Origin of the sequence: Hallella mizrahii (assembly GCF_009695775.1) — a bacterium.
Classification (GTDB): domain Bacteria; phylum Bacteroidota; class Bacteroidia; order Bacteroidales; family Bacteroidaceae; genus Prevotella; species Prevotella mizrahii.
Genome location: NZ_VUNG01000026.1, coordinates 18,852 through 41,674, shown reverse-complemented (window position 1 = coordinate 41,674; position 22,823 = coordinate 18,852). Strand labels below are relative to the sequence as shown.

Below are 22,823 nucleotides of genomic sequence, written 5' to 3'. Positions count from 1 at the left end.
TCAATATTCCAAACTTAATCCAACTTAATGTTCAGTCCCAGACCGCGAAGCTCATGCAGCAACACATTGAGCGACTCGGGGATTCCCGGTGTCGGCATTGGGTCACCCTTGACGATAGCCTCGTAAGCCTTGGAACGACCGGTGACATCGTCACTCTTGATGGTGAGCATCTCTTGCAGGACATGGCTGGCACCGAAGCCCTCAAGAGCCCAAACCTCCATCTCTCCAAAACGCTGTCCACCGAACTGAGCCTTACCACCAAGTGGCTGCTGAGTGATGAGAGAGTACGGACCGATAGAACGGGCATGCATCTTATCCTCAACCATGTGACCGAGCTTCAAGAAGTAGGTGATACCAACGGTAGCCTTCTGGTCGAAAGGCTCACCCGTCTCACCATCATAAACAGTCGTAGAGCAGAGGTTAGGCAGACCGGCCTTCTCTGTCCACTCACGCAGGTCTTCAAGCTTAGCACCGTCGAAGATTGGAGTAGCGAACTTCACACCAAGTTTCTTACCTGCAGCACCAAGAATAGCCTCGAAGATCTGTCCCAGATTCATACGAGAAGGCACACCCATCGGGTTCAACACCAAGTCGACAGGGCGACCGTCAGCCAAGAACGGCATATCCTCCTGACGCACAATCTTAGAGACAATACCCTTGTTACCGTGACGACCGGCAAGCTTATCACCAACCTGGATCTTACGCTTCTTTGCGATATAGACTTTGGCCATCTTCAAGATACCGGAAGGCAGTTCATCGCCGATCGTTATAGCAAACTTGCGGCGGTTCTGCTCTGCAGCAAGCTGCTTGTCCTTGCGGATGTAATTCATGATCAACTTCTGGATGAGTCCGTTGATGTGCTCATCATCGGTCCAACCGTTGCTCTGGATGCCATCATACTCGAGGTTCTTAAGTGCTGGCACTGTGAACTTGCTGCCCTTGGTGAGAACCTCCGCCTCGGTATAGTCCTTCACGCCCTGGCAAGCCTTGCCGTCGGTGAGCGTCATCAGCTTGTCAACGAGCATGTTCTTCAGCTCGTCGCTCTTTGCCTCATACTCCTCATCGATCTTCTGAAGCTTGACCTTATCTTGTTTCTTCGACTCACGCGTCTTCTCTGCACGTTGGAAGAGTTTTTTGTCGATGACAACACCACTCAGAGAAGGATTGGCCTTGAGTGAAGAATCCTTCACGTCACCAGCCTTGTCACCGAAGATGGCGCGGAGCAGCTTCTCCTCAGGTGAAGGATCGCTCTCACCCTTAGGTGAAATCTTACCTATCATAATGTCACCCGGCTCTACGCGGGCACCAACGCGAATGATACCGTTGTCGTCGAGGTCCTTGGTAGCTTCCTCACTGACATTAGGAATGTCACTGGTGAACACCTCCATGCCGCGCTTGGTCTCACGTACGTCGAGAGAATACTCATCGACATGTACAGATGTCAGCACGTCATCGCGCACCATACGCTCAGAGATGACGACTGCATCCTCATAGTTGTAACCCTTCCAAGGCATATAAGCAACCAAGAGGTTACGACCCAGAGCAAGCTCGCCATTCTCAGTAGCATAGCCCTCAGTCAGAATGTCGCCCTTCTTCACTCTCTGGCCCTTGTTGCAGATAGGACGCAGGTCGATAGTCATGTTCTGGTTGGTACGGCGGAACTTAGGAATGCGATACTCCTTGAGTGCCGGCTCAAAACTGACAAACTCCTCGTCTTCCGTACGGTCATAGAGGATACGGATGGTAGTAGCGTCGACATACTCGATGACACCCTCGCCTTCGGCAGTGATCATCGTACGGCTATCCTCACAGACCTGCTTCTCCAAACCCGTACCTACAATAGGTGCGTCATTATGGAGCAAAGGTACTGCCTGACGCATCATGTTACATCCCATCAGAGCACGGTGACCGTCATCATGCTCCAAGAAAGGAATCAAGCAGGCACTCACAGAGGCGATCTGCTGCGGTGACACATCCATCAGACTCACCTCACCCGGCTCCACAACAGGGAAGTCGGCTGCCAAACGACAGTGAACGAAGTCTCGCTTGAAAGAACCATCATCATTCAGAGGTGCATTACCCTGAGCAATGAGCTGTCCGTCCTCTTCCTCAGCCGTAAGATACTCAACATCCTTGTTCTCCAAGTCCACTTTGCCGTCTTTCACCACACGGTACGGTGTCTCAATGAAGCCAAGCTCATTGATCGTTGCATAAACGCAGAGAGAGGAGATCAAGCCGATGTTAGGACCTTCAGGCGACTCGATAGGACAGAGACGGCCGTAGTGGGTATAGTGTACGTCACGCACCTCAAATCCGGCACGCTCACGTGACAGACCGCCAGGACCCAATGCAGAAAGACGACGCTTATGGGTGACCTCTGCCAACGGGTTGGTCTGGTCCATGAACTGGCTCAATGGGTTGGTACCGAAGAAAGAGTTGATGACGCTGGAAATAGTCTTTGCGTTGATCAAGTCTGTCGGCGTGAACACCTCGTTGTCACGTACATTCATGCGCTCACGGATGGTACGGCTCATACGTGCCAAGCCGATAGAGAACTGGTTGGCAAGCTGCTCACCGACCGTACGTACACGACGGTTGCTCAAGTGGTCGATATCGTCAACAGTAGCATTGGAGTTGACGAGCTTGATCAGATATTTAATGATCTCGATGATATCTTCCTTCGTGAGCACACGCACATCAGGCTCGATATCGAGATTCAGTTTCTTGTTGATACGATAACGGCCGACATCCCCCAAGTCGTAACGCTTGTCAGAGAAGAACAGGTTTTGGAACACTTCACGTGCACTTGCATCATCTGCAGGTTCAGCATTACGCAACTGTTTGTAAATGTAGCGCACTGCCTCAATCTCAGAGTTACTCTGATCTTTCTCCAAAGTCTTGAAGATGATATCGTACTTAGAGGCAGCATCGTTGTCCTTATGCACAAGAACGGTAGAGACGCCACTGTCAATGATCGTATCAAAGTTGTCTTCGGTGATCTCTGTCTCACGCTCGAGCACCATCTCGTTACGCTCGGCGGTAACAACCTCACCGGTATCCTCATCAACGAAGTCTTCAGTCCATGTTCTCAGCACACGGGCAGCAAGCTTACGTCCAATAAGCTGCGACTTGTTTTTTGCGGAAACTTTCACCTCCTCTGCCAGGTCAAAGATCTGCAGTATGTCTTTATCGCTCTCATAACCGATGGCACGCAGAAGCGTTGTCACAGGCAACTTCTTCTTACGATCGATATATGCATACATGACATTGTTGATGTCAGTAGCAAACTCGATCCATGAGCCTTTGAAAGGAATGACACGTGCGCTATAGAGCACCGTTCCATTAGCATGAACGCCCTGACCGAAGAACACACCCGGAGAGCGATGGAGCTGAGCAACGACTACACGCTCGGCACCGTTGATCACGAATGTGCCGTTATCTGTCATGTAAGGAATAGTACCCAAGAAGACATCCTGGATGAACGTACCAAAGTCCTCGTGATCAGGATCGGTACAATATAGTTTCATCTTAGCCTTCAAAGGCACACTATAAGTCAGACCGCGCTCCAAGCATTCGTCAATGGTATACCGTGGCGGGTCTATATAATAATCAAGGAACTCAAGCACGAAGTTGTTACGAGTATCGGTGATCGGAAAGTTTTCAGCGAACACCTTATATAAGCCATCGTTCTTGCGCTCCTCTGGCGGAGTGTCAAGTTGGAGGAAATCACGGAAGGATTTCAGTTGCACGTCGAGGAAATCCGGAAAAGGATAAGGATTCTGGACGCTGGCAAAATTTACTCTGTTATCAATAACGTTTGACATAAGAAATCAATTGTAGTCTAATACCAGTCTTAGCCGAAGCTGAAAAGAGGAAAACAAAGAGATGATCTAAAACAAAGATCTGAAGGGGTGAAGACACAAAAAGGTTAGGACTCACCGACTGGGCAAATCCTAACCCTAAAGTATGTAACTGTCGTCATGTCGCTTTTAAAGCGAACTGACGGCTAAAAGAGACTAAATTACTTCAGCTCAACCTTAGCACCAGCTTCCTCGATAGCCTTCTTCAGGTTCTCAGCCTCGTCCTTAGACAGGCCTTCCTTCAGAGTAGCAGGAACAGACTCAACAAGAGTCTTAGCGTCCTTCAGACCGAGGCCACAAGCCTCCTTAACAGCCTTAACGACCTGGAGCTTAGTAGCACCGACATCAGTCAGCACAACATCGAAAGAGCTCTTCTCCTCAGCTGCAGGAGCTGCGCCAGCAGCAGGACCAGCAACTGCAACAGCTGCAGCAGCGGGCTCGATACCATACTCGTCCTTCAGGACTGTTGCCAATTCATTTACCTCTTTAACAGTAAGATTTACTAATTCTTCTGCAATAGCTTTAACGTCTGCCATTTTTGTATTTATTTAAATTTTATTCTTGAAAATGTAGTGACTTAATTGATTACTCAGGACGCTCGCCTAAAGTCTTCAGCACACCATGGATAGTGTTTGCGCCTGACTGAAGAGCAGAAACCACGTTCTTTGCGGGGCTCTGCAACAGAGCAACGATGTCGGCAATAACTTCGTTCTTGCTCTTGATGGAAGCCAGCTCATCGAGCTTGTCTGCACCAACATAGAAACCTTCCTCAGCGTAGGCAGCCTTCAAAGAAGGAACGCCAGCCTTGGCGATGTCTTTATCCTTGAGCAGTTTGGCAGGTACATTAGCAGTGTTGGTGAACAGCACAGCCGTGTTACCCTTCAGTGTACCATAAAGCTCAGAATAGTCGATGTCTGCAGCCTCGAAAGCCTTGTGAAGAAGTTTGTTCTTCACCACGACCATCTTGATCTCCTGCTTGAAACACTTGCGACGAAGAGAAGATGTAGCCTCTGCATTCATTCCGGTGACATCCACCAGATAGAAATGAGGATATTCCTTCAGCTTCTCGCCAAGGTCAACAATGATAGTATCTTTTACTTCTTTCTTCATTTTTCCAAACTTTTAGAGTTATTCAACTGATTTAGGATCAATCTTGATACCCTTACTCATTGTACTTGAAATAAAGATACTCTTGAGGTATGTACCTTTGGCAGCAGCAGGTTTCAAACGAATAACAGTGTTGATAAACTCTTTGGCATTGCCATAGATCTGATCAGCAGTCATAGAGATCTTACCGATAGAAGTATGGATAATACCAGCCTTATCAACCTTGAAGTCGATCTTACCTTGCTTAACTTCCTTGACAGCCTTAGCGACATCCATCGTCACCGTACCGCTCTTCGGGTTAGGCATCAAGCCACGGGGACCGAGGAAACGGCCCAAAGGACCAACCTTACCCATGCAAGAAGGCATAGTGATGATGACATCGACATCTGTCCAGCCACCTTTGATCTTCTCAATATACTCATCGAGACCAGCGTAGTCAGCACCAGCTGCCTTAGCAGCCTCTTCCTGATCAGGTGTACACAGAGCAAGCACGCGAACTGTCTTACCAGTTCCGTTAGGCAGAGACACCACGCCGCGAACCATCTGGTTAGCCTTGCGAGGATCTACGCCCAAGCGCACATCCACATCTACAGAAGCATCAAACTTAGTTGTTGTGATCTCTTTTACGAGATCTGCAGCCTCTTTCAATGTGTATGCCTTCCCTGCTTCAACCTTCTCAGCTACTGATTTCTGATTTTTTGTCAGTTTACTCATTTTACTTGCTTAATTGAAGTTTAATTATTTACCAGGGAAGTCACCTTTAACAGTGATGCCCATGCTGCGTGCAGTACCTGCGATCAGTCTCATGGCACTCTCAACAGTGAAGCAGTTCAAGTCAGCCATCTTGTCCTCAGCGATCGCTTTTACCTGATCCCAAGTCACGCTAGCCACTTTCTTACGGTTAGGCTGGCCGGAACCAGACTTCACCTTGGCAGCTTCCTTGAGCTGGACAGCAGCAGGAGGAGTCTTGATGACGAAGCTGAACGACTTATCTGTGTAATAAGTGATGACGACAGGCAGAACCTTACCAGCCTTATCCTGGGTACGAGCATTGAACTCTTTGCAGAAGCCCATGATGTTAATACCCTTGGAACCCAAAGCCGGTCCTACTGGAGGGGAGGGGTTTGCAGCGCCACCTTTAATCTGTAATTTGATTAATCCAGCAACTTCTTTAGCCATTTCTAATTGAAATTAAAATAAATGTAACGTATAAGGCGCAAGTAGCCCGTAACAACTACTCAGCGGCCTTTTCAACTTGCATAAAACCAAGTTCCAAGGGTGTCTTGCGCCCAAAGATCTTGACCATCACCTTCAGCTTACGTTTCTCAGTGTTGATCTCTTCGATCACACCCTCAAAACCAGCAAAAGGACCATCGGTGACTTTCACAGTCTCATCAAGCAGATAAGGAACCTCCACATCGTTGTCGATATGCGTTTCCTCAGCCTGTCCAATCATACGATTGATCTGAGACTCTGGAACGGGAGCCGGATGATCCAGACCGCCGAGAATGCCCAAACAGTTAGGCATGTTTCTTAAGTCAACAGGAACATCACCGATCATGTCAGCCTGCACAAACACGTAACCGGGGAGAGCGATTTTCTCTTTCTCCACGCGCTTACCATCTTTAATGCTTGCATGTTTCTCCATTGGGATGAGGACCTGATAAACATGGTCAGCCAGCCGCTGATTGTGACGCAGCTCAGCTTCGATGTACTCTTTCAGTTTTGCCTCTTTGCCGCTGGACGCACGCAAAACATACCAATTCTTAGTATTTGCCATTGCCTTAATGATTAGCCTGGGTATACAATACCCATCAGGTTCTTGAACACCAAGTCCATAGCGAAGACGATCAGTGCAATGATAAGGGAAGCAGATAATACAATCACTGCACTGTGAGTCAACTCCTTCTGTGTTGGCCAAGTGGTTTTATGTGCAAGCTCGTCATAACAAGCCTTGCAATAATTCACTATCTTATTAAACATATTATCTTCTATTTAGCACGGGTTGAAAGACTCGAACTCTCGACACCTGGTTTTGGAGACCAGTGCTCTACCAACTGAGCTAAACCCGTAAGAAAGTCTCCACATCCGCAGATGCGGAGACTTACGTATCTTGGAATCAGATAATCTTGATTATCCCTCCTCTGCTACGTCAGGCAGAATCTGTGTGATCTGGCCAGAACCTACCGTACGACCACCCTCGCGGATAGCGAAACGGAGACCCTCATTCAGAGCAACCTTGTAGATCAGGCGAACCTCGATCTCAACGTTGTCACCAGGCATCACCATGTCTACACCTTCAGGGAGAGTGATCTCACCGGTGCAGTCCATTGTGCGGAGGTAGAACTGAGGACGATAGCGGTTGCCGAACGGAGTGTGACGGCCACCCTCTTCCTTCTTCAGCACATAGATAGAAGCCTTGAAGTGATCGTGCGGAGTGATAGCACCCGGGTGCACGACAACCATACCACGCTTCACCTCGTCCTTGTCGATACCACGGAGGAGCAGACCGACGTTGTCACCAGCCTCACCCTCATCCAGGGTCTTACGGAACATCTCGACACCAGTGATGACAGACTTCTTGTCCTCACCAAGACCGAGCAGCTGAACCTCATCACCAACCTTGCACTTACCAGTCTCGATACGACCAGTAGCAACAGTACCACGACCAGTGATAGAGAAGACATCCTCAACAGGCATCAAGAAAGGCTTATCAACCTCACGAACAGGCTCCTGGATCCAGTTGTCAACAGTGTCCATCAACTCCATGATCTTGTCTTCCCACTTGGCAACACCGTTCAGTGCACCCAGAGCAGAACCACAAACGATAGGAGTATCCTCTTCATAACCGTAAGAAGTCAGAAGATCCTGGACATCCATCTTCACGAGGTCAATCATCTCCTCGTCAACTTCAGGATCGTCGCACTTGTTGAGGAAAACAACCAAACGAGGCACGTTTACCTGACGAGCGAGCAGCACGTGCTCACGAGTCTGAGGCATAGGACCATCGGTAGCAGCAACCACGAGGATAGCACCATCCATCTGAGCAGCACCAGTTACCATGTTCTTCACATAGTCGGCGTGTCCCGGGCAGTCCACGTGAGCGTAGTGACGCTTAGCAGTCTCATACTCGATGTGGGCGGTGTTGATGGTGATACCACGCTCTTTCTCCTCAGGAGCGTTGTCGATCTGATCGAAGGACTTAACATCCTCACCTGTACCCAGACGCTCGTGCAGCACCTTAGAGATAGCTGCGGTCAGAGTAGTCTTACCGTGGTCGACGTGACCAATTGTACCAATGTTAACATGCGGTTTGGTACGCACATAAACCTCTTTAGCCATAGCTTTACTTTTTTATTGTATTAATTAAATAATCAAATAGATGATTCTCTTGACAACCTTGACTTATCAACTGATATTTAGTTAGACTTCGTTTAGGCATCAAAGTGGAGCTGTAACTGAGAGTTGAACTCAGGACCTCTTCCTTACCAAGGAAGTGCTCTACCACTGAGCTATTACAGCAAAAAAGAGAGCGGAAAACGGGGCTCAAACCCGCGACCCCCAGCTTGGAAGGCTAGTGCTCTATCAACTGAGCTATTTCCGCATTACACTCCAAAGAGGAGTCGCTACATGCTTACGCATTGTGGGTGGTGATGGATTCGAACCACCGAAGGCAAGAGCCAGCAGATTTACAGTCTGCCCCATTTGGCCACTCTGGTAACCACCCAATCAATGTTTAAAAGATCTCTGTCCTCATAAAGAGGAGCCTCTTGTCGGATTCGAACCAACGACCCCGAGATTACAAATCACGTGCTCTGGCCAACTGAGCTAAAGAGGCATATCCTGCAGCCGCCTTGCACGACTTTCAAAGGACTCGTTGTAAAACGGCTGCAAAGATACTACTTATTTTTCAATCTCCAAAACTTTTCGGGGAAATTTTTCAATGTTTGCGTATTTTTTCTTTGAATTTCTCCAGTTGCACCCGCAATGAGTCTACGCACTGGTCGACTCCCTCCTCAAAAGTGTCGCAGGTCTTGGCCACATAAAGCGGGCTTCCACCGGGCACGGTCACCGTGATACTGGTTTCTTTATTGAGAGCGGTAGCGGGCTTGACAACTTTTAATTGCACCTCTACTTTCTGAATGTCTTCGAATGATTTTTCCAACTTGGCGGTCTTCTTCTCGATGAACGCCTGCAGCTTCTCGGTAGCGTCGAAGTGAATCGACTGAATCTTTACTTCCATAGTTACCTCCGTTTTTTGTTAAAGGTTAAACTCATGCCCTTGGATGGGCATCTTGATACACTCGCTTGAGTTGCTCGAACGTCGTATGCGTATAGATCTCCGTGGTGGAGGCTGACGCATGTCCCAACAACCGTCTCACACTTTCAATGCCGGCACCATGGTTGAGCATGGCTGTGGCAAAGGTGTGGCGCAAGACGTGCGGCGAAAGCTTTTTCATGGAGCTGACCAATCGCAGATGGCTCTTCACCATCTCTTCCACCTGACCGCCGCTCAACCTGCAACCTTTCTCTGACAGGAAGAAAGCATCCTCCTGCTTGGAAACAGCCTCATCTCTTGCTGACAGATAATGCCTCAGAGCGTCAGTCAGTTCCTCACCGAAAGGTATGATACGCTGCTTGTTGCCTTTACCCGTCACTTTGAGTTGCCGGTTGACAAAGTCCACATCCGCATCACGCAGTCCAATCAGCTCTGCACGTCGTATCCCTGTCTCATAGAAAGTCATAATAACAGTACGCGCGCACGTACTCTTATAATCGTCTCCCCAAAGATCGCTGTCCAAGAGTCTGTCCATCTGTTCTTCCTGTAGGAAGCAGGGCAGAGGCTTTTTCAGCTTCGGTGCACGAATGCCGACTGTCGGGTCTTTCCCGATCAGATGATGCGACAAGGCAAACCTATACAATGACTTAAGTGCGGACAGCCGCCGGGCAACCGTTGTGGTGGTATTGCCTTCATCGACCATCTGCTCCATCCAGTTACGAATGATGTCACCGTCTATGGTTTCCCATGTCGGCTGGCCTTCCAATGCCTGAAAATACTCCTCGAACTTCTTGAAGTCCTCGGAATAACTGACTACCGTCAATGGCGAGCGGTTGAGCTCGTACTTGAGATAGTCCAGGAATTGGTCTTTTATCTCCATCATGATAGCCTCCAAACGCTACACTTGCGTTTTCAGCAACGAATGTACGAAGAAAAATTCAAACTACCAAACTTTTTGAGTATTTTTTACTCTTGGAGTAGTTTTTTTACTCCTCTTCCTGACGAAGCTTCTGTACGTAGATAGCGTGCTCCATCTTGAGACGTTTCTTAACAGAGGGCTTGTCAAATTGCTGACGAGCACGAAGCTCCTTCACCACACCTGTCTTTTCAAACTTTCTCTTGAACTTCTTGAGAGCTCTTTCGATGTTCTCGCCATCCTTTACTGGTACAATAATCATTTTGTTTTGGTTTATATTTTTAAATGTGAAACATACGCAAGCGGGCGCCATCAATACATGGTACCACAATTTGCGGTTGCAAAATTACATCTATTTTTCCAAATACGCAAATAATTAACTAATTTTCTGCAAGTTGTGTTGTTTGACAGAAGGGACAGACAAGACAAAAGACCCTTTATATTAAGACAGAAAGACATAAAGGACATATTTGCTCTCCCACAACAGCCCCATATATATAATAGGTGTGCGTTAGTTGATCATAGCGAAACAAAAACTTTTTTCCTTTCAAGCACCACACATTCTCTAATTCTCTAATTCTTAAGAACAAAAAAGCCCGCCCTAAGCACATCGTCTTATCATCACATGACCTTGTGCTTAGGGTGGGCTCATTCTCTCCCTTTTAGGGAGAGTTAGAGAGAGTCTTTTATATCTCCTTCGTCTTTTCCTTCAGCCATTCTTTCTCCTCCTCATCGAGATGGGGAGCGAGCTGCTCGTAGACATATTTGTGGTAGCTGTTGAGCCAGACGATTTCTTCTGGCGCAAGCTCGTCGAGGATGATGGGCTCGGTGTCGATGGGACACAGGGTGAGCGGCTCAAACTGGAGGAAGGTGCCGAAGTCCGTGGTCTTGTAAGGACGGATGAGCAGCGTGTTCTCGATGCGCACACCGAACTTCCCCGCGAGGTAGAGGCCGGGTTCGTCGGTGACTGTCATACCGTCGACAAGCGGTGAGGGCATATACTCCATACGTATCTGGTGGGGACCTTCATGCACGTTGAGGTATGAGCCTACGCCATGACCGGTACCGTGGAGATAGTTCAGTCCCTCACGCCACATGGCCTCGCGGGCAAGGATGTCGAGCTGCGTGCCGCTGGCACCCTCGGAAAACTTACAGAGTTCGAGTTGGATATGTCCTTTGAGCACAAGCGTATAGATATGCCGTTCCTCGTCGGTAAGCGGTCCGAGAGGAATGGTACGCGTGATGTCGGTGGTTCCGTCCTGATACTGCGCGCCACTGTCGAGAAGCAGGAAGCCACGGGGCTCAAGCGGAATATCGGTATCCGGCGTGGCCTCGTAGTGGACAATGGCACCATGGGCAGCGTATCCGGCAATGGTATCGAAACTGATGTCACGGAAGAGCGGTTGCTCGGCACGCAGCGCAGTGAGTTTGCGGTCGATGCTCATCTCGGTCTGGCCACCAGCTTCCACAGCAGGCTTCAGCCATCTGAGGAACTTCACCAGTGCGATGCCGTCACGCAGCATGGCGTGATGATAACCCGCTATCTCAGCCTCGTTTTTGATCGCTTTCATGGCAGGCACAGGCGACACGTGGCTGACCACAGGGCGGCAGCTGGCCACACGATAGAGCGAATAGCAGGTCTCGTTGGGGTCGAGGAGGATGTTGTACTCGGGATATTGCTTCAAGCCTTTTGCCACATCGGCATACGGCGCCACGCCGACACCCTCACCGGTGAGATAGTCACGCACCTCATCGGAGACTTTCTCCTTATTTATATATAATGTGGCATGTGTGGTATCAATGAGCAGATAAGCCACGAAGACGGGGTTGCAGTGCACGTCGGTACCACGGAGGTTGAGCGTCCACGCCACATCGTCGAGTGCTGAGACGAGCATTCCGTCGGCATGGAGCGCACGCAAGGCCTTACGGACGCGTGCAATCTTGTCGGCAGCGCGCTCACCGGCATACTCCAAGGGTTGTATCTCCACACGATGGTCAGGTATCGCCGGACGATCACGCCATACCGTGGCCAGCGGATCGAAGTTGTGGCGCACGGTGATCCCACCTTCATTTCGCAGGTCTGCAATCATCGCTTCTACGCTACTGCAGTTGTTGACCATGCCGTCCATGCCGACGACAGCACCGTCGACATCCTTAAGTTCCTGTCCGAGCCATTGCGCGATGGTCGGCGTGCCCTTCACCTTGAGTTTCATCAACTGAAACTCGGTACCGCTGAGTTGATCGGCAGCCGCAAGGAAATAGCGGCTGTCGGTCCACAGTGCAGCACTGTGCATCGTGACCACGGCGGTGCCCGCCGAACCGTTGAAGCCACTCACCCACTCGCGGCCCTTCCACCGGTCGGGCACATACTCGCTGTTGTGGGGATCGGTACTGGGAAAGATAAACGCATCGAGATGCTCACGGCGCATCACCTCGCGCAGATCGTGCAGCCGTTGACTGATTACTTCTTTCATAGCATATAACGATTAATGGTTTGGTCTAATCCCTGAAATGCCAAACAGACATAACAAAAGACGTAACAAAGATAATACTTTTAAGAATAAACAACAAATAAAAGCGAAAAGAAATCACGCAATGAATAGATTTTTTAGTAACTTTGCATGGCTGCAAGGAAGAAAGCCCTCGGGCACACTTTTTGCAGTCGGAAAACACAGAAAAGTATTTCTGAACTAAATAATTAGTGTTATGAACTATTTAACAAATGACAAACTGGTCATCGTCGGTGCAGGCGGTATGATCGGTTCCAACATGGTGCAGAGCGTTCTGATGCTCGGCCTTACTCCTAACGTATGTCTCTATGATATCTATGAGCCGGGTGTTCATGGTGTCTTCGATGAGATCCAGCAGTGCGCATTCCCTGGTGCCAACGTCACCTACTATGCTCCTGCCGTTGAGGACATGGGCAATCCCGAGAAGGTTGCCGAGGCTGCCAAGAAGGCTTTCACTGGCGCTAAATACATCATCTCCTCTGGTGGTGCTCCCCGCAAGGCTGGCATGACACGTGAGGATCTGCTGAAGGGCAACTGCAAGATCGCTGCTGACTTCGGTGACAACATCAAGAAGTACTGCCCGGACGTTGAGCACGTGGTTGTCATCTTCAACCCCGCTGACGTGACCGCTCTGACTACTCTGATCCACTCTGGTCTGAAGCCCAACCAGCTCACCTCTTTAGCTGCCCTCGACTCTACTCGTCTGCAGCAGGCTCTGGCACTGGAGTTCGGTGTTCAGCAGGACAAGGTGACCGGTGCTCACACCTACGGTGGCCACGGCGAGCAGATGGCAGTCTTCGCTTCTCAGGTGAAGGTCGACGGCAAGCCGCTGGCTGAGATGGGTCTCAGCGACGAGCGTTGGCAGGAGATCAAACACATCACCGTACAGGGTGGTTCCAACATCATCAAGCTGCGTGGCCGCAGCTCTTTCCAGAGCCCTGCCTACAACGCTGTGAAGATGATCGAGGCTGCCATGGGCGGCGAGAAGTTCACTCTGCCTGCCGGTTGCTATGCCGACATCCCCGAGCTGGGCTTCAAGGACGTGATGATGGCTCTGCCTACTACCATCGACAAGAGCGGCGTCCACTACACTGTTCCTACAGGTACGAAGGAAGAGATGGCTGACCTGCAGAAGAGCTACGAGCACCTCTGCAACATGCGTCAGGAGGTTATCGACCTCGGCATCATTCCTCCTATCAATGAGTGGAACAAGATGAACCCGAATTTGAAGTAAGGTAAGACCGGGCCCACCTAACGGCCCACCTAACGGCCCACCCCTAGCCCCTCCCAAGGGAGGGGAATAGCAAGTACGGCCCTCCCTTAGCCCCTCCCAAGGGAGGGGAATAGCGAGTCCTCCTCCAACCCCGTTCCGAGATCGGAAACTGCAAATCCAAGGTATGGGTTTTGCGGTCCTCCCCCCTCGGGGGGAGTTAGAGGAGGGCTCTTCTTGTTTTATATATATATGCTTTCCATCGAAACCGCTTTTCAGAAATACTACCGTCCGCTCTGCCTCTATGCCATGCACTATCTCTGTGGTGATGTCGACGCCGCCGAGGATGTGGTGCAGGACTGCTTTGTGCGGCTGTGGCAACACGAGGCCAACAATGACAAGGCGTTTCTCTATACCACTGTGCGCAATGCCTGCATCGACCGGCTGCGCCGCAACGTCCCGCTCTGCTACGAGATCGAGCCTCAGGACCTGGATGGCACCATCACCGACGAAGAGGCGCAGGACCGCTCTGTTCTTGAAGCCCGTCTATGGAAAGCGATTGATTCCCTACCCCACCGCCAGCGTATGGCTCTGTTGCTCTGTAAACGCGACGGACTGTCCTACCGCGAGGCTGCCAAAAAGATGGGCATCAGCGAGAAAACCATTGAGCATCTTCTCTCCAACGCCATGAAGGCACTCAGAGGCCACCGCGCCGACATCTACCGCATGGTGCTCATTGCTTGTTAGCCCATCTTTGTTAAGTATACTGACAAAAAACAGCCCTTATTTTGCGCTTCTTTGCCAACGGAAGGCCTTTTGCCCGAAAAGAAGCGAATTTTACGCGCTTTTACAAGCCTTTAATTTCCAAGAACTTACAAATATCGACACTTTTGCGCTATTGTCAGAAACCCTTTCTGACCAAAAATTCTCTAGAGAATTTGCGATCAGAAACGTACTTTGACTCGGTCAAACTTCCTTTCTGACCCAGTAAAACCACCGTTATCGCAGAAAGAAACCACCGTTTTGTGAGTCAAAGGACGGTATTCTTAGGTTGACAGAGTGCTTTTCATAAAAAAAGGCACTTACCGTCCACTCTAAAATGAAAGTTCAGACGAACATACTTTTGTCAATACATTTTCATGTTGCCTCACCATTACACATGCTGTCAACAACGTCTCGTGAGGGGAGATAAATCTAACAGGTGGAATCAAGCCATACTTTGTCCTTTGGCCTAAAAAACGCATTTTTTATATTTTCCATAGGGGGATTGCGCTTTCTTTGCGTCATAGCAAAAAAGAAAACAACAATTGAGAAAATATGAATGAAAAGAAAAGCAAGGGGCTGGCTCTTGCACTGCTTTTGATGGGATGCAGCCTGACGATGACGGCAAGAACAGCAGACTCCACCTTTGTCATGCCACTGCACAGTATCTATGGTGAGGAGGGTGGCCCGTGCTGGGGCATCAGTGCCAACTGGGACGCACGATTGAAGAAGGACTCCCCGTGGGGCTATCAAGTCGGTCTGGGATGGGCTGGACAATGGGACAACATGATGGGCATCCATACCCATACAATGTACTACGGACTGACCACCGGCATGAACTACCTGATCGGCAAGCGCAAGTCAAGACTGGAATTAGGACTCGGCAACCAACTGCGCCTCATCAGCAGTAAGCTTCTCGTCGCTTATATGGGCAAGGAGAGCTATATCAGCATCAAAAGCGAAAACAAGACGCAGGTGCGAGACTTCCTCTATATGAATGTTGGCTACCGCTACACCAGTACGCATGGTTTCCAATTCCGCTGTGGTGTCACACCAATGATCAACACCACCAACGGCTGGACAACATCCGACAATGCCTACAGCAAGGGCGACGTGTTTCTCATACCATACGTGAGCTTCGGAAAAGCATTCTAAGAAGACATTCCCGCCCCCTAAGAGGGTGGGAGACAAGACCCCACTAAGAAAACAGTAAACCACATATATATATTGTAACGTGAAAACCGCAAGAATGATCATTGCGGCGACCATTCTCTTCATCTTGTTGCCGCTGGCCGTCCGGGGCAAAGACCACACGACGACCATCCGGCAACAGATGGAATGGTTGCACCGTACTCAGAAAGTCAACTTCACCTACGACGCCACGCTGCCCGTAGGCAACACCTATCGAGGACCGTCGCTCAAGGGCATGACACTGGCCCAAGCTCTGAGCGCACTCTTCAAGGACAGTGGCATCAACTACTCGGTCAATGGAAAGTATATCATACTGAAAGCAGCCAAACAGGAAAAGGCCGCACCACACAGCCAACCACAACCGCACAAAGCCTCACTGGCGCCACCACGGCGACACACGCTCAGCGGCTATGTGCGCGACACCAGTGGCGAGACACTCATCAACGCCACTGTATGGGACGAGACCACCGGCACGGGAACCACCACCAACGCCTATGGCTTCTATTCGCTCACCCTACCCGGAGGCGAACACCATATCAAGTTCAGTTACCTCGGCTTTGCTGATCAAAAGATCAGCACCAAACTCGAAAGCAACCTCCGGCAAGACGTCGCTCTCAAGGAAGACAACCGACTGCCGGAGGTCGTCGTGGAGGGAGATCTCAACTCACCGCTGCTCAACACACAGACCGGCAAGCGCTCGATCTCGCAGGCTGACATCAAGACGGGCTATGCCCTGCTGTCCTCGCCCGACGTGGTGAAGACGCTCCAGCGCACCAGCGGTGTTGCTGAGGGCGTGGAACTCGTCAGCGGACTGTATGTCCACGGCGGCAACAACGACGAGAATCTCTTCCTGCTCGACGGTACACCGCTCTACCAGATCAACCACACGCTCGGACTCTTCTCATCGTTCAACGCCGACATCGTGAAAAATGTCGACTTCTACAAGAGCGGCTTCCCCGCCCGCTACGGTGGACGACTATCCAGTGTCATCGACGTGCGCACCACCGACGGCGACATGCAGCAGTACCATGGCTCGGTGCGCCTCGGCCTGCTCGACGGTGGCCTGCAGTTCGAGGGACCGATACAGAAGGGCAAGACCAGTTTCAACATTGCCCTGCGACGCTCATGGCTCGACCTGATCACACGTCCCGTGTTCTCATATATCAACCACCACGCCGGCGAGGACGACGACAAGATCAACCTCGAATATTTCTTCCACGATTTCAACGCCAAGGTGACGCATCTCTTCAGCGACCGCTCGCGACTGTCGTTGAGCACCTATTGGGGGCAGGACAGACTGTCGACACGCGACGAGTATGACTACAGTTACGGCGCCATGAGCTACTACACCAATGACGGCAGACGCGTAGACACGGGCAATCATGACACCGAAAAGGATTTGACAAAAAACCATTTCAATTGGGGCAACTTCAATGCTGCCTTGGACTGGACCTATATCCTCTCACCAAAGTTCTTCGCCAACATCACGGGCGTGTACACCTACAGTCTGTCTAAGCTGCGGTCTTTAGAGGATGACCGTGTCACGGACACTAACGGCAACGAGTCTTCGCGGCAGTTCACCGAGCACGGCTACCACTCCACCATCAACGACGTGGGCTACCGCATGGCCTTCGACTACCGCCCCACCCCGCGCCACCACATCCGTTTCGGTCATGACTTCACGCTACACCACTTCCGGCCACAGAGCAACGATCAAATCAACATCTTCAGCAATGACGGGGAAGGTGACACCACGAAGGTCAGTTCAAAAAGCCATCTCGCTGCCACGGAGCTGAACGTCTATGCCGAGGACGAGATGACACTCAGCAACCACTGGAGTCTCAACGCCGGCATGAACATGGCGCTCTTCCATGTTCAGGGTAAGACGTTTATGAACCTCGACCCGCGCGCCGCCGTGAAATACCAGCCCAACCGATACCTCTCGTTCAAAGCCAGCTACACCACGATGACGCAGTTTGTGCACAAGATCTCCAATGCCTACATCGACTTGCCGAGCGACTACTGGGTGCCCACGACAGCCCGCCTGCATCCTATGCACAGCCATCAGTGGGCTGCGGGCGTGTATCTACAGCCCAACCACCATTGGCTGCTGTCGATGGAAGGCTACTACAAGTGGTCGTCACATCTGCTGCAATATACCAACTGGCAGGGACTGGAGCCACCCGCCAACAACTGGGACACGAAGGTGATGGAAGGGCACGGGCGCTTCTACGGATTGGAGTTCGACGCACACTATGCCACACACCGCCTGCAGCTCGACGCTTCCTATACACTATCGTGGAACAAGCGCAAGTTCGAGGAGTATTTCCCAGACTGGTACTACGACAAGTTTGACAACCGCCATAAAATCAACGCATCGGTGCGCTACACCTTCGGCAAGGGCACCAGCCTCTACGCCGAGTGGCTCTATCACAGCGGCAACCGCCTCACCGTGCCCACACAATATGTCAACTACCCCGACCTGGGCGACGGCGGCGAGGAGGACTTCCTCTTCGAACGGCCCAACAACGTCAGTGCGCCTGCCTACCACCGTCTCGACATCGGCGTGGACATCCACCACCGCACCAAGCACGGACATGAGCGCATCTGGAACTGGAGCATCTACAATGCCTACTGCCATCTCAACACCATGTGGGTCGATGTCAACTACGACAACTACTCCGGCACGTTCAAGGCTAAGGCGAAAGGCTACATCCCCATCATCCCATCATTTAGTTACACTTATAAGTTTTAATGCCATGCGACACCACTACACCTTATTTATATATATACTCGCCGCACTCTCGCTGACCTCCTGCAAGGACGACTTCGACATCAATAAGATACAGAGCAATCCCAAGCTCATCCTTTACTGTATGCCCACAGCCGGCGACACCACAGTCATACGGCTCACACGCAGCCTGCCGGTCAATACAAAAGGCAGTATCACGCCCGTCACCACAGCACATGTCGACTACACCGTCAATGGCAAGGAAGCGGAAATCATCAACATGGGCGACGGTACGTACAAGGCCGTGGCACACCAGCAGGTCGGCGACCACATACATATCGCCGCCTATGCCGACAGTCTGCCCGTCGCCTCGGCATCAACGACCATCCTCGACGCCATCACCATCGACAACCCGACGGTCAAACGGGTACACCTCTACTCCAACTACGAAGAGCAGGCTGAGGACTTCTATCAGATCTCCGCCACTTTCACCGATCCCGGCGACACGAAAGACTACTACGCCGTGCAGCTGGTGAGTGCTATCATCACTCACAAAGGAGGCATCTTAACGGGAACCGACGCGGAGGGCGAAGCCCCCTCTGACGACACCGGCAAGACGGACACTACGGAATCAGTACGGCATATCTACCTCGACAGTGAGCCACTGCTCAGTGGACTCGGACAAATCGACTATGACTTCGGCTACGACGACAACGACTACGAACATTTCTACGTCTTCACCGACGACGACATCAACGGCAAGACCTATACGTTGCACTTGAACGTGTGGTATGAACCTGGCCAAGAAACGGTCAAGCTGCCGGATGGTAGTATGAGCTCACAGCTGGTCAGCCCTTACTATCGTGTCATCCTCTACCACATCACGCCGGAATTCTATCATTTCATCCACTCCATCGGCAGCCTCGACAACAACGACCTGGCCAAAGCCGGACTGTCTAACATCGCTCCTTCCTACGGCAATGTCAAGGGCGGCATCGGCATGGCAGCAGGCTACCATAAGACAAAAACGAAGTGGACAAGATACGAAGAGATCATACAAACCTGGAAATAACTCACCATTCACGTATGCGCTACGTTCTTCATTATTATAAAGAGGGCAAGCTTGACACACAAAGAGCCCTCGATAAGATTCAGACCCGCACGGGCATCCGCCCCAAAACCGCCAAGCACCTGTACCTGCGCTGGACAGCCATCGCCGCCTCTGTACTCGTGGCCGCAAGCCTCGGCACTTATCTGTATCTGAAGCCCTCAACGACAACGCTCACCGCCGAGGCCACACAACAAGTCTATCGTCTGCCCGACGGCACGATGGTGACGCTGGCTCCCCACGCCACACTGTCCTACAAGGGCGACTGCCGCAAAGTGGAGATGACGGGCAAAGCCTTCTTCGCCATCCATCACGATGCCAATCATCCCTTCACCATTGTTGACGACAACTACGCCGTCCGCGACATCGGCACGCAGCTGCAAGTGGAGGAGTCGGCAGCGGGTACACGCCTGACAGTCCTTGAAGGTGCTGCCAGTTTCGGTTCTACACGTTCCGGCAGCACGGCTGTCGCCTTAAGGGCGGGCATGTCGGCCATGCTCACTGATGGAGAAAGCACGCCACGACTGGACAGAAAAGCCGACCTCAACTCGGCGGCTTGGGCTACTCATGAGTTCCATTTCATAGACACGCCCCTCGACGATGTGCTTCACACGCTCAGCACCTACTATCATGTGCACCTCACTGCTGACAACATGTCCAAGCGCCTCACCGCTGACTTTGACACTGCCAATCTCAACAGCATCATCACCGTCATTGAGCAGACGTTAGATGTGAAGATAGAAGAAAGAAAAGAGTAGCCGATAGAGAGCATGGCAATTTACGTATGGCAAATTTGGTATCTATTAATTAATTTACTACCTTTGCTCACGTATATATTCTCATGAGATACGTAGACGTGATATTGCCGCTGCCCTTGGAGGGCACATTCAGTTATGCCGTTGACGACAAGAAAGCCAACGGCATCGTGGCGGGCATGCGCCTGCTCGTGCCTTGGGGCAAGAGCAAGACGGTGGCGGCTCTCTGCATACGCGTCCACGACGACAAGCCAGACCTCGACGACAGCAAGATCAAAGAAGTGCTCGACGTGCTCGATCCTGCACCCGTCATCCTGCCCCACCAATACCGGCTGTGGCAGTGGATCGCCTCATACTATATGTGCACCATGGGCGAAGTGATGAACGCCGCCCTGCCTGCCGGACTGAAAGCAGAGACAGGCTACCGCCCGAAGACGGAGACCTGCGTGAGGCTGGCCGCCAAATACCGCAACGAACAAGCACTGCATATCGCCATCGACCTTTTGCGACGAATGCCCAAACAGCAGAAAGTGTTTCTCGCCTTCCTGCAACTCTCCCACTGGGATGTCTACTTCGAGAATCCCTGCGAGATTAAGGAACTGACACGCGAGGAACTCATGAACGCCACCAGTTGCTCCACAGCTATTGTGCGGCAGTTGGTTGTCCACGGCTTCCTCGAGGCCTACGACCGTGAGGTGGGACGGCTCAACCATGCGGGGCAGCCTCATCCCGAAAATACGAAGACACTCAACGACGCTCAGGCCAAGGCCATGGACGCCATAGAAGCACAGTGGAAGGAGAAAAACGTGGTGCTGCTCCATGGCGTAACCTCCAGCGGCAAGACCGAGATCTACATCCATCTCATTGAGAAGGCCATCGCCGAGGGCAAGCAAGTACTCTATCTCTTGCCAGAGATTGCGCTTACCGTGCAGATGACCGAACGTTTGCAGCGTGTCTTCGGCAGTGAGTTGGGTATCTATCACAGCAAATACAGCGATGCCGAGCGCGTGGAGATCTGGCAGAAGCAACTCTCTGACAAGCCGTACAGCGTGATCCTCGGCGCACGCAGTGCCGTGTTTCTGCCATTTCAGCGACTGGGACTGGTGATCATCGACGAAGAGCACGAGACCAGCTACAAACAGCAAGACCCCGCACCACGCTACCATGCACGCAGCGCGGCCATCGTCATGGCACAGATGCTCGGCGCAAAGACACTCTTAGGCAGTGCCACGCCGTGCATGGAAAGCTACTACAACGCCAAGACGGGGAAATACGGTTATGTGCCGCTCATGCAGCGTTACCAGGGCATCGAGCTGCCCGACATCCACGTTGTCGACATCAAGGACCTGCGCCACCGCAAGATGATGAGCGGTCCTTTCTCGCCCCAGTTGCTCAGTGCCATACGTGAGGCACTGAGCCAAGGCAAGCAAGCCATCCTCTTCCAGAACCGCCGTGGCTTTGCGCCGATGATCGAGTGTAAGGTCTGCGGTTGGGTACCCCACTGCAAGAACTGCGACGTGAGTCTCACCTACCACAAACGTCTCAACATGCTCACCTGTCACTATTGTGGCTACACCCAACCCGTGCCGATGGTCTGCCCCTGTTGCGGCAATCCTCATCTCAGCGGCCGAGGATATGGCACAGAGAAGATAGAAGATCAGATAAAGGAAGTGTTTCCCGAAGCGCGCGTAGCACGCATGGACCTCGACACCACCCGCACGAAGGGAGCCTACGAGCGTATCATCCACGACTTCGGCGCAGGCAAGACCAATCTGCTCATCGGCACACAGATGATCAGCAAAGGACTCGACTTCGACCGTGTGGCCGTGGTGGGTATCCTCGACGCCGACTCCATGCTCAACTATCCCGACTTCCGTGCCTACGAGTATGCATTCATGATGATGAGTCAGGTCAGCGGCCGCGCCGGACGCAAGGGCAAACGAGGACTCGTCGTCCTGCAGACCCGCAACCCACTGCTGCCCGTGGTGCAGCAGGTGGTGAGCAACGACTACCAGACCTTCTACCACGACCTGCTCGCCGAGCGCCATTTGTTCCACTACCCGCCGTTCTACCACCTTATATATATATACCTCAAGCACAAACAGGAGGGCATTGTCGAGGCGGCTTCCCAGCAATTAGGTGCTCAGCTGCGCCAACGCTTCGGTGACCGTGTGCTCGGTCCCGACAAGCCGGGCGTGGCACGCGTCCAAAGCCTCAGCATCCGCAAGATCGTATTGAAACTCGAGAACGGCATTGCCAGAGCACAAACGCAGCAAAGCCTTATAGCCCTCCGGCAGCAGTTGCTGAACCAGAAAGGCTATAAGGCCTTGCAAATCTATTTCGATGTAGACCCCATGTAGGAGCCTACCGAAAAGGATATCGCATCTTCGTAAA

At 51.5% G+C, this 22,823-nt stretch carries 19 protein-coding genes and 5 tRNA genes; 7 read left to right on the top strand and 17 right to left on the bottom strand.

What is annotated here, in order from left to right; translation table 11 throughout:
• Positions 1-14 precede the first annotated feature (14 nt).
• From rpoB to FYJ73_RS10175, 17 genes are all read right to left on the bottom strand, one after another.
• On the bottom strand, positions 15-3,824 hold the full coding sequence (gene rpoB / locus FYJ73_RS10255) for a DNA-directed RNA polymerase subunit beta (protein WP_154534622.1): 3,810 nt from the start codon (positions 3,822-3,824) through the stop codon (positions 15-17).
• 197 nt (positions 3,825-4,021) lie between these two features.
• The gene (gene rplL, locus FYJ73_RS10250; RefSeq protein ID WP_154534621.1) at positions 4,022-4,396 is read right to left on the bottom strand and encodes a 50S ribosomal protein L7/L12; all 375 of its coding nucleotides are present in this window, start codon (positions 4,394-4,396) and stop codon (positions 4,022-4,024) included.
• 49 nt (positions 4,397-4,445) lie between these two features.
• A complete protein-coding gene (gene rplJ, locus FYJ73_RS10245) occupies positions 4,446-4,970 on the bottom strand; it encodes a 50S ribosomal protein L10 (RefSeq protein ID WP_154534620.1) in 525 nt (174 codons plus the stop codon).
• Between the two features lie 18 nt (positions 4,971-4,988).
• Complete coding sequence (rplA, locus tag FYJ73_RS10240; RefSeq protein WP_154534619.1) at positions 4,989-5,681, bottom strand: 50S ribosomal protein L1; 693 nt, start codon at positions 5,679-5,681, stop codon at positions 4,989-4,991.
• Between the two features lie 24 nt (positions 5,682-5,705).
• Positions 5,706-6,146, bottom strand: coding sequence for a 50S ribosomal protein L11 (gene rplK, locus FYJ73_RS10235; protein WP_154534618.1), 441 nt, complete (start codon positions 6,144-6,146; stop codon positions 5,706-5,708).
• Positions 6,147-6,201: 55 nt separating this feature from the next.
• A complete protein-coding gene (gene nusG / locus FYJ73_RS10230) occupies positions 6,202-6,747 on the bottom strand; it encodes a transcription termination/antitermination protein NusG (RefSeq protein WP_154534617.1) in 546 nt (181 codons plus the stop codon).
• Between the two features lie 11 nt (positions 6,748-6,758).
• Positions 6,759-6,950 carry a preprotein translocase subunit SecE gene (gene secE, locus FYJ73_RS10225; RefSeq protein WP_154534616.1) on the bottom strand — a complete coding sequence of 64 codons (192 nt, stop codon included), beginning with the start codon at positions 6,948-6,950 and terminating at the stop codon, positions 6,759-6,761.
• Positions 6,951-6,966: 16 nt separating this feature from the next.
• Positions 6,967-7,039 (bottom strand) — tRNA-Trp (locus FYJ73_RS10220).
• Between the two features lie 61 nt (positions 7,040-7,100).
• Positions 7,101-8,309: an elongation factor Tu gene (gene tuf / locus FYJ73_RS10215; protein WP_154534615.1), complete on the bottom strand. Its 1,209-nt coding sequence runs from the start codon at positions 8,307-8,309 to the stop codon at positions 7,101-7,103.
• A gap of 105 nt (positions 8,310-8,414) precedes the next feature.
• Positions 8,415-8,489 (bottom strand) — tRNA-Thr (locus FYJ73_RS10210).
• Between the two features lie 9 nt (positions 8,490-8,498).
• Positions 8,499-8,571, bottom strand: a tRNA-Gly gene (locus FYJ73_RS10205).
• Positions 8,572-8,611: 40 nt separating this feature from the next.
• A tRNA-Tyr gene (locus FYJ73_RS10200) sits at positions 8,612-8,694 on the bottom strand.
• 37 nt (positions 8,695-8,731) lie between these two features.
• Positions 8,732-8,805, bottom strand: a tRNA-Thr gene (locus tag FYJ73_RS10195).
• A 102-nt stretch (positions 8,806-8,907) separates the two neighbouring features.
• Positions 8,908-9,210 carry a ribosome hibernation-promoting factor, HPF/YfiA family gene (gene hpf, locus FYJ73_RS10190; protein ID WP_154534614.1) on the bottom strand — a complete coding sequence of 101 codons (303 nt, stop codon included), beginning with the start codon at positions 9,208-9,210 and terminating at the stop codon, positions 8,908-8,910.
• 31 nt (positions 9,211-9,241) lie between these two features.
• A complete protein-coding gene (locus FYJ73_RS10185; protein ID WP_154534629.1) occupies positions 9,242-10,126 on the bottom strand; it encodes a tyrosine-type recombinase/integrase in 885 nt (294 codons plus the stop codon).
• Between the two features lie 106 nt (positions 10,127-10,232).
• Positions 10,233-10,424, bottom strand: coding sequence for a 30S ribosomal protein S21 (gene rpsU, locus FYJ73_RS10180; RefSeq protein WP_154534613.1), 192 nt, complete (start codon positions 10,422-10,424; stop codon positions 10,233-10,235).
• 424 nt (positions 10,425-10,848) lie between these two features.
• On the bottom strand, positions 10,849-12,636 hold the full coding sequence (locus tag FYJ73_RS10175) for an aminopeptidase P family protein (protein WP_154534612.1): 1,788 nt from the start codon (positions 12,634-12,636) through the stop codon (positions 10,849-10,851).
• A 232-nt stretch (positions 12,637-12,868) separates the two neighbouring features.
• On the opposite strand from FYJ73_RS10175, the gene FYJ73_RS10170 reads away from it, so the two are divergent.
• From FYJ73_RS10170 to priA, 7 genes are all read left to right on the top strand, one after another.
• Positions 12,869-13,906 carry a malate dehydrogenase gene (locus FYJ73_RS10170; RefSeq protein WP_154534611.1) on the top strand — a complete coding sequence of 346 codons (1,038 nt, stop codon included), beginning with the start codon at positions 12,869-12,871 and terminating at the stop codon, positions 13,904-13,906.
• Positions 13,907-14,134: 228 nt separating this feature from the next.
• Positions 14,135-14,629, top strand: a complete 495-nt coding sequence (locus tag FYJ73_RS10165; RefSeq protein ID WP_154534610.1) for a sigma-70 family RNA polymerase sigma factor — start codon at positions 14,135-14,137, stop codon at positions 14,627-14,629.
• A 570-nt stretch (positions 14,630-15,199) separates the two neighbouring features.
• Positions 15,200-15,799: a hypothetical protein gene (locus FYJ73_RS10160; RefSeq protein WP_154534609.1), complete on the top strand. Its 600-nt coding sequence runs from the start codon at positions 15,200-15,202 to the stop codon at positions 15,797-15,799.
• A 94-nt stretch (positions 15,800-15,893) separates the two neighbouring features.
• Positions 15,894-18,590, top strand: a complete 2,697-nt coding sequence (locus tag FYJ73_RS10155; protein WP_419471149.1) for a carboxypeptidase-like regulatory domain-containing protein — start codon at positions 15,894-15,896, stop codon at positions 18,588-18,590.
• 4 nt (positions 18,591-18,594) lie between these two features.
• Positions 18,595-19,638 carry a DUF4249 domain-containing protein gene (locus FYJ73_RS10150; protein ID WP_206081760.1) on the top strand — a complete coding sequence of 348 codons (1,044 nt, stop codon included), beginning with the start codon at positions 18,595-18,597 and terminating at the stop codon, positions 19,636-19,638.
• A 14-nt stretch (positions 19,639-19,652) separates the two neighbouring features.
• Entirely contained in the window at positions 19,653-20,432 is a 780-nt protein-coding gene (locus FYJ73_RS10145) for a FecR family protein (RefSeq protein ID WP_154534607.1), read from the top strand.
• A gap of 83 nt (positions 20,433-20,515) precedes the next feature.
• Positions 20,516-22,789: a replication restart helicase PriA gene (priA, locus tag FYJ73_RS10140; RefSeq protein WP_154534606.1), complete on the top strand. Its 2,274-nt coding sequence runs from the start codon at positions 20,516-20,518 to the stop codon at positions 22,787-22,789.
• The last annotated feature ends 34 nt before the right edge of the window (positions 22,790-22,823 follow it).

Coding starts and splice junctions, on each gene's coding strand:
- priA (WP_154534606.1), top strand. CDS start 20,516: ATGAGATACGTAGACGTGATATTGCCGCTGCCCTTGGAGGGCACATTC.
- FYJ73_RS10175 (WP_154534612.1), bottom strand. CDS start 12,636: ATGAAAGAAGTAATCAGTCAACGGCTGCACGATCTGCGCGAGGTGATG.
- FYJ73_RS10155 (WP_419471149.1), top strand. CDS start 15,894: ATGATCATTGCGGCGACCATTCTCTTCATCTTGTTGCCGCTGGCCGTC.
- rplK (WP_154534618.1), bottom strand. CDS start 6,146: ATGGCTAAAGAAGTTGCTGGATTAATCAAATTACAGATTAAAGGTGGC.
- FYJ73_RS10160 (WP_154534609.1), top strand. CDS start 15,200: ATGAATGAAAAGAAAAGCAAGGGGCTGGCTCTTGCACTGCTTTTGATG.
- nusG (WP_154534617.1), bottom strand. CDS start 6,747: ATGGCAAATACTAAGAATTGGTATGTTTTGCGTGCGTCCAGCGGCAAA.
- FYJ73_RS10185 (WP_154534629.1), bottom strand. CDS start 10,126: ATGGAGATAAAAGACCAATTCCTGGACTATCTCAAGTACGAGCTCAAC.
- tuf (WP_154534615.1), bottom strand. CDS start 8,309: ATGGCTAAAGAGGTTTATGTGCGTACCAAACCGCATGTTAACATTGGT.
- rplA (WP_154534619.1), bottom strand. CDS start 5,681: ATGAGTAAACTGACAAAAAATCAGAAATCAGTAGCTGAGAAGGTTGAA.
- FYJ73_RS10170 (WP_154534611.1), top strand. CDS start 12,869: ATGAACTATTTAACAAATGACAAACTGGTCATCGTCGGTGCAGGCGGT.
- rplL (WP_154534621.1), bottom strand. CDS start 4,396: ATGGCAGACGTTAAAGCTATTGCAGAAGAATTAGTAAATCTTACTGTT.
- rpsU (WP_154534613.1), bottom strand. CDS start 10,424: ATGATTATTGTACCAGTAAAGGATGGCGAGAACATCGAAAGAGCTCTC.
- FYJ73_RS10145 (WP_154534607.1), top strand. CDS start 19,653: ATGCGCTACGTTCTTCATTATTATAAAGAGGGCAAGCTTGACACACAA.
- rpoB (WP_154534622.1), bottom strand. CDS start 3,824: ATGTCAAACGTTATTGATAACAGAGTAAATTTTGCCAGCGTCCAGAAT.
- FYJ73_RS10165 (WP_154534610.1), top strand. CDS start 14,135: ATGCTTTCCATCGAAACCGCTTTTCAGAAATACTACCGTCCGCTCTGC.
- secE (WP_154534616.1), bottom strand. CDS start 6,950: ATGTTTAATAAGATAGTGAATTATTGCAAGGCTTGTTATGACGAGCTT.
- rplJ (WP_154534620.1), bottom strand. CDS start 4,970: ATGAAGAAAGAAGTAAAAGATACTATCATTGTTGACCTTGGCGAGAAG.
- hpf (WP_154534614.1), bottom strand. CDS start 9,210: ATGGAAGTAAAGATTCAGTCGATTCACTTCGACGCTACCGAGAAGCTG.
- FYJ73_RS10150 (WP_206081760.1), top strand. CDS start 18,595: ATGCGACACCACTACACCTTATTTATATATATACTCGCCGCACTCTCG.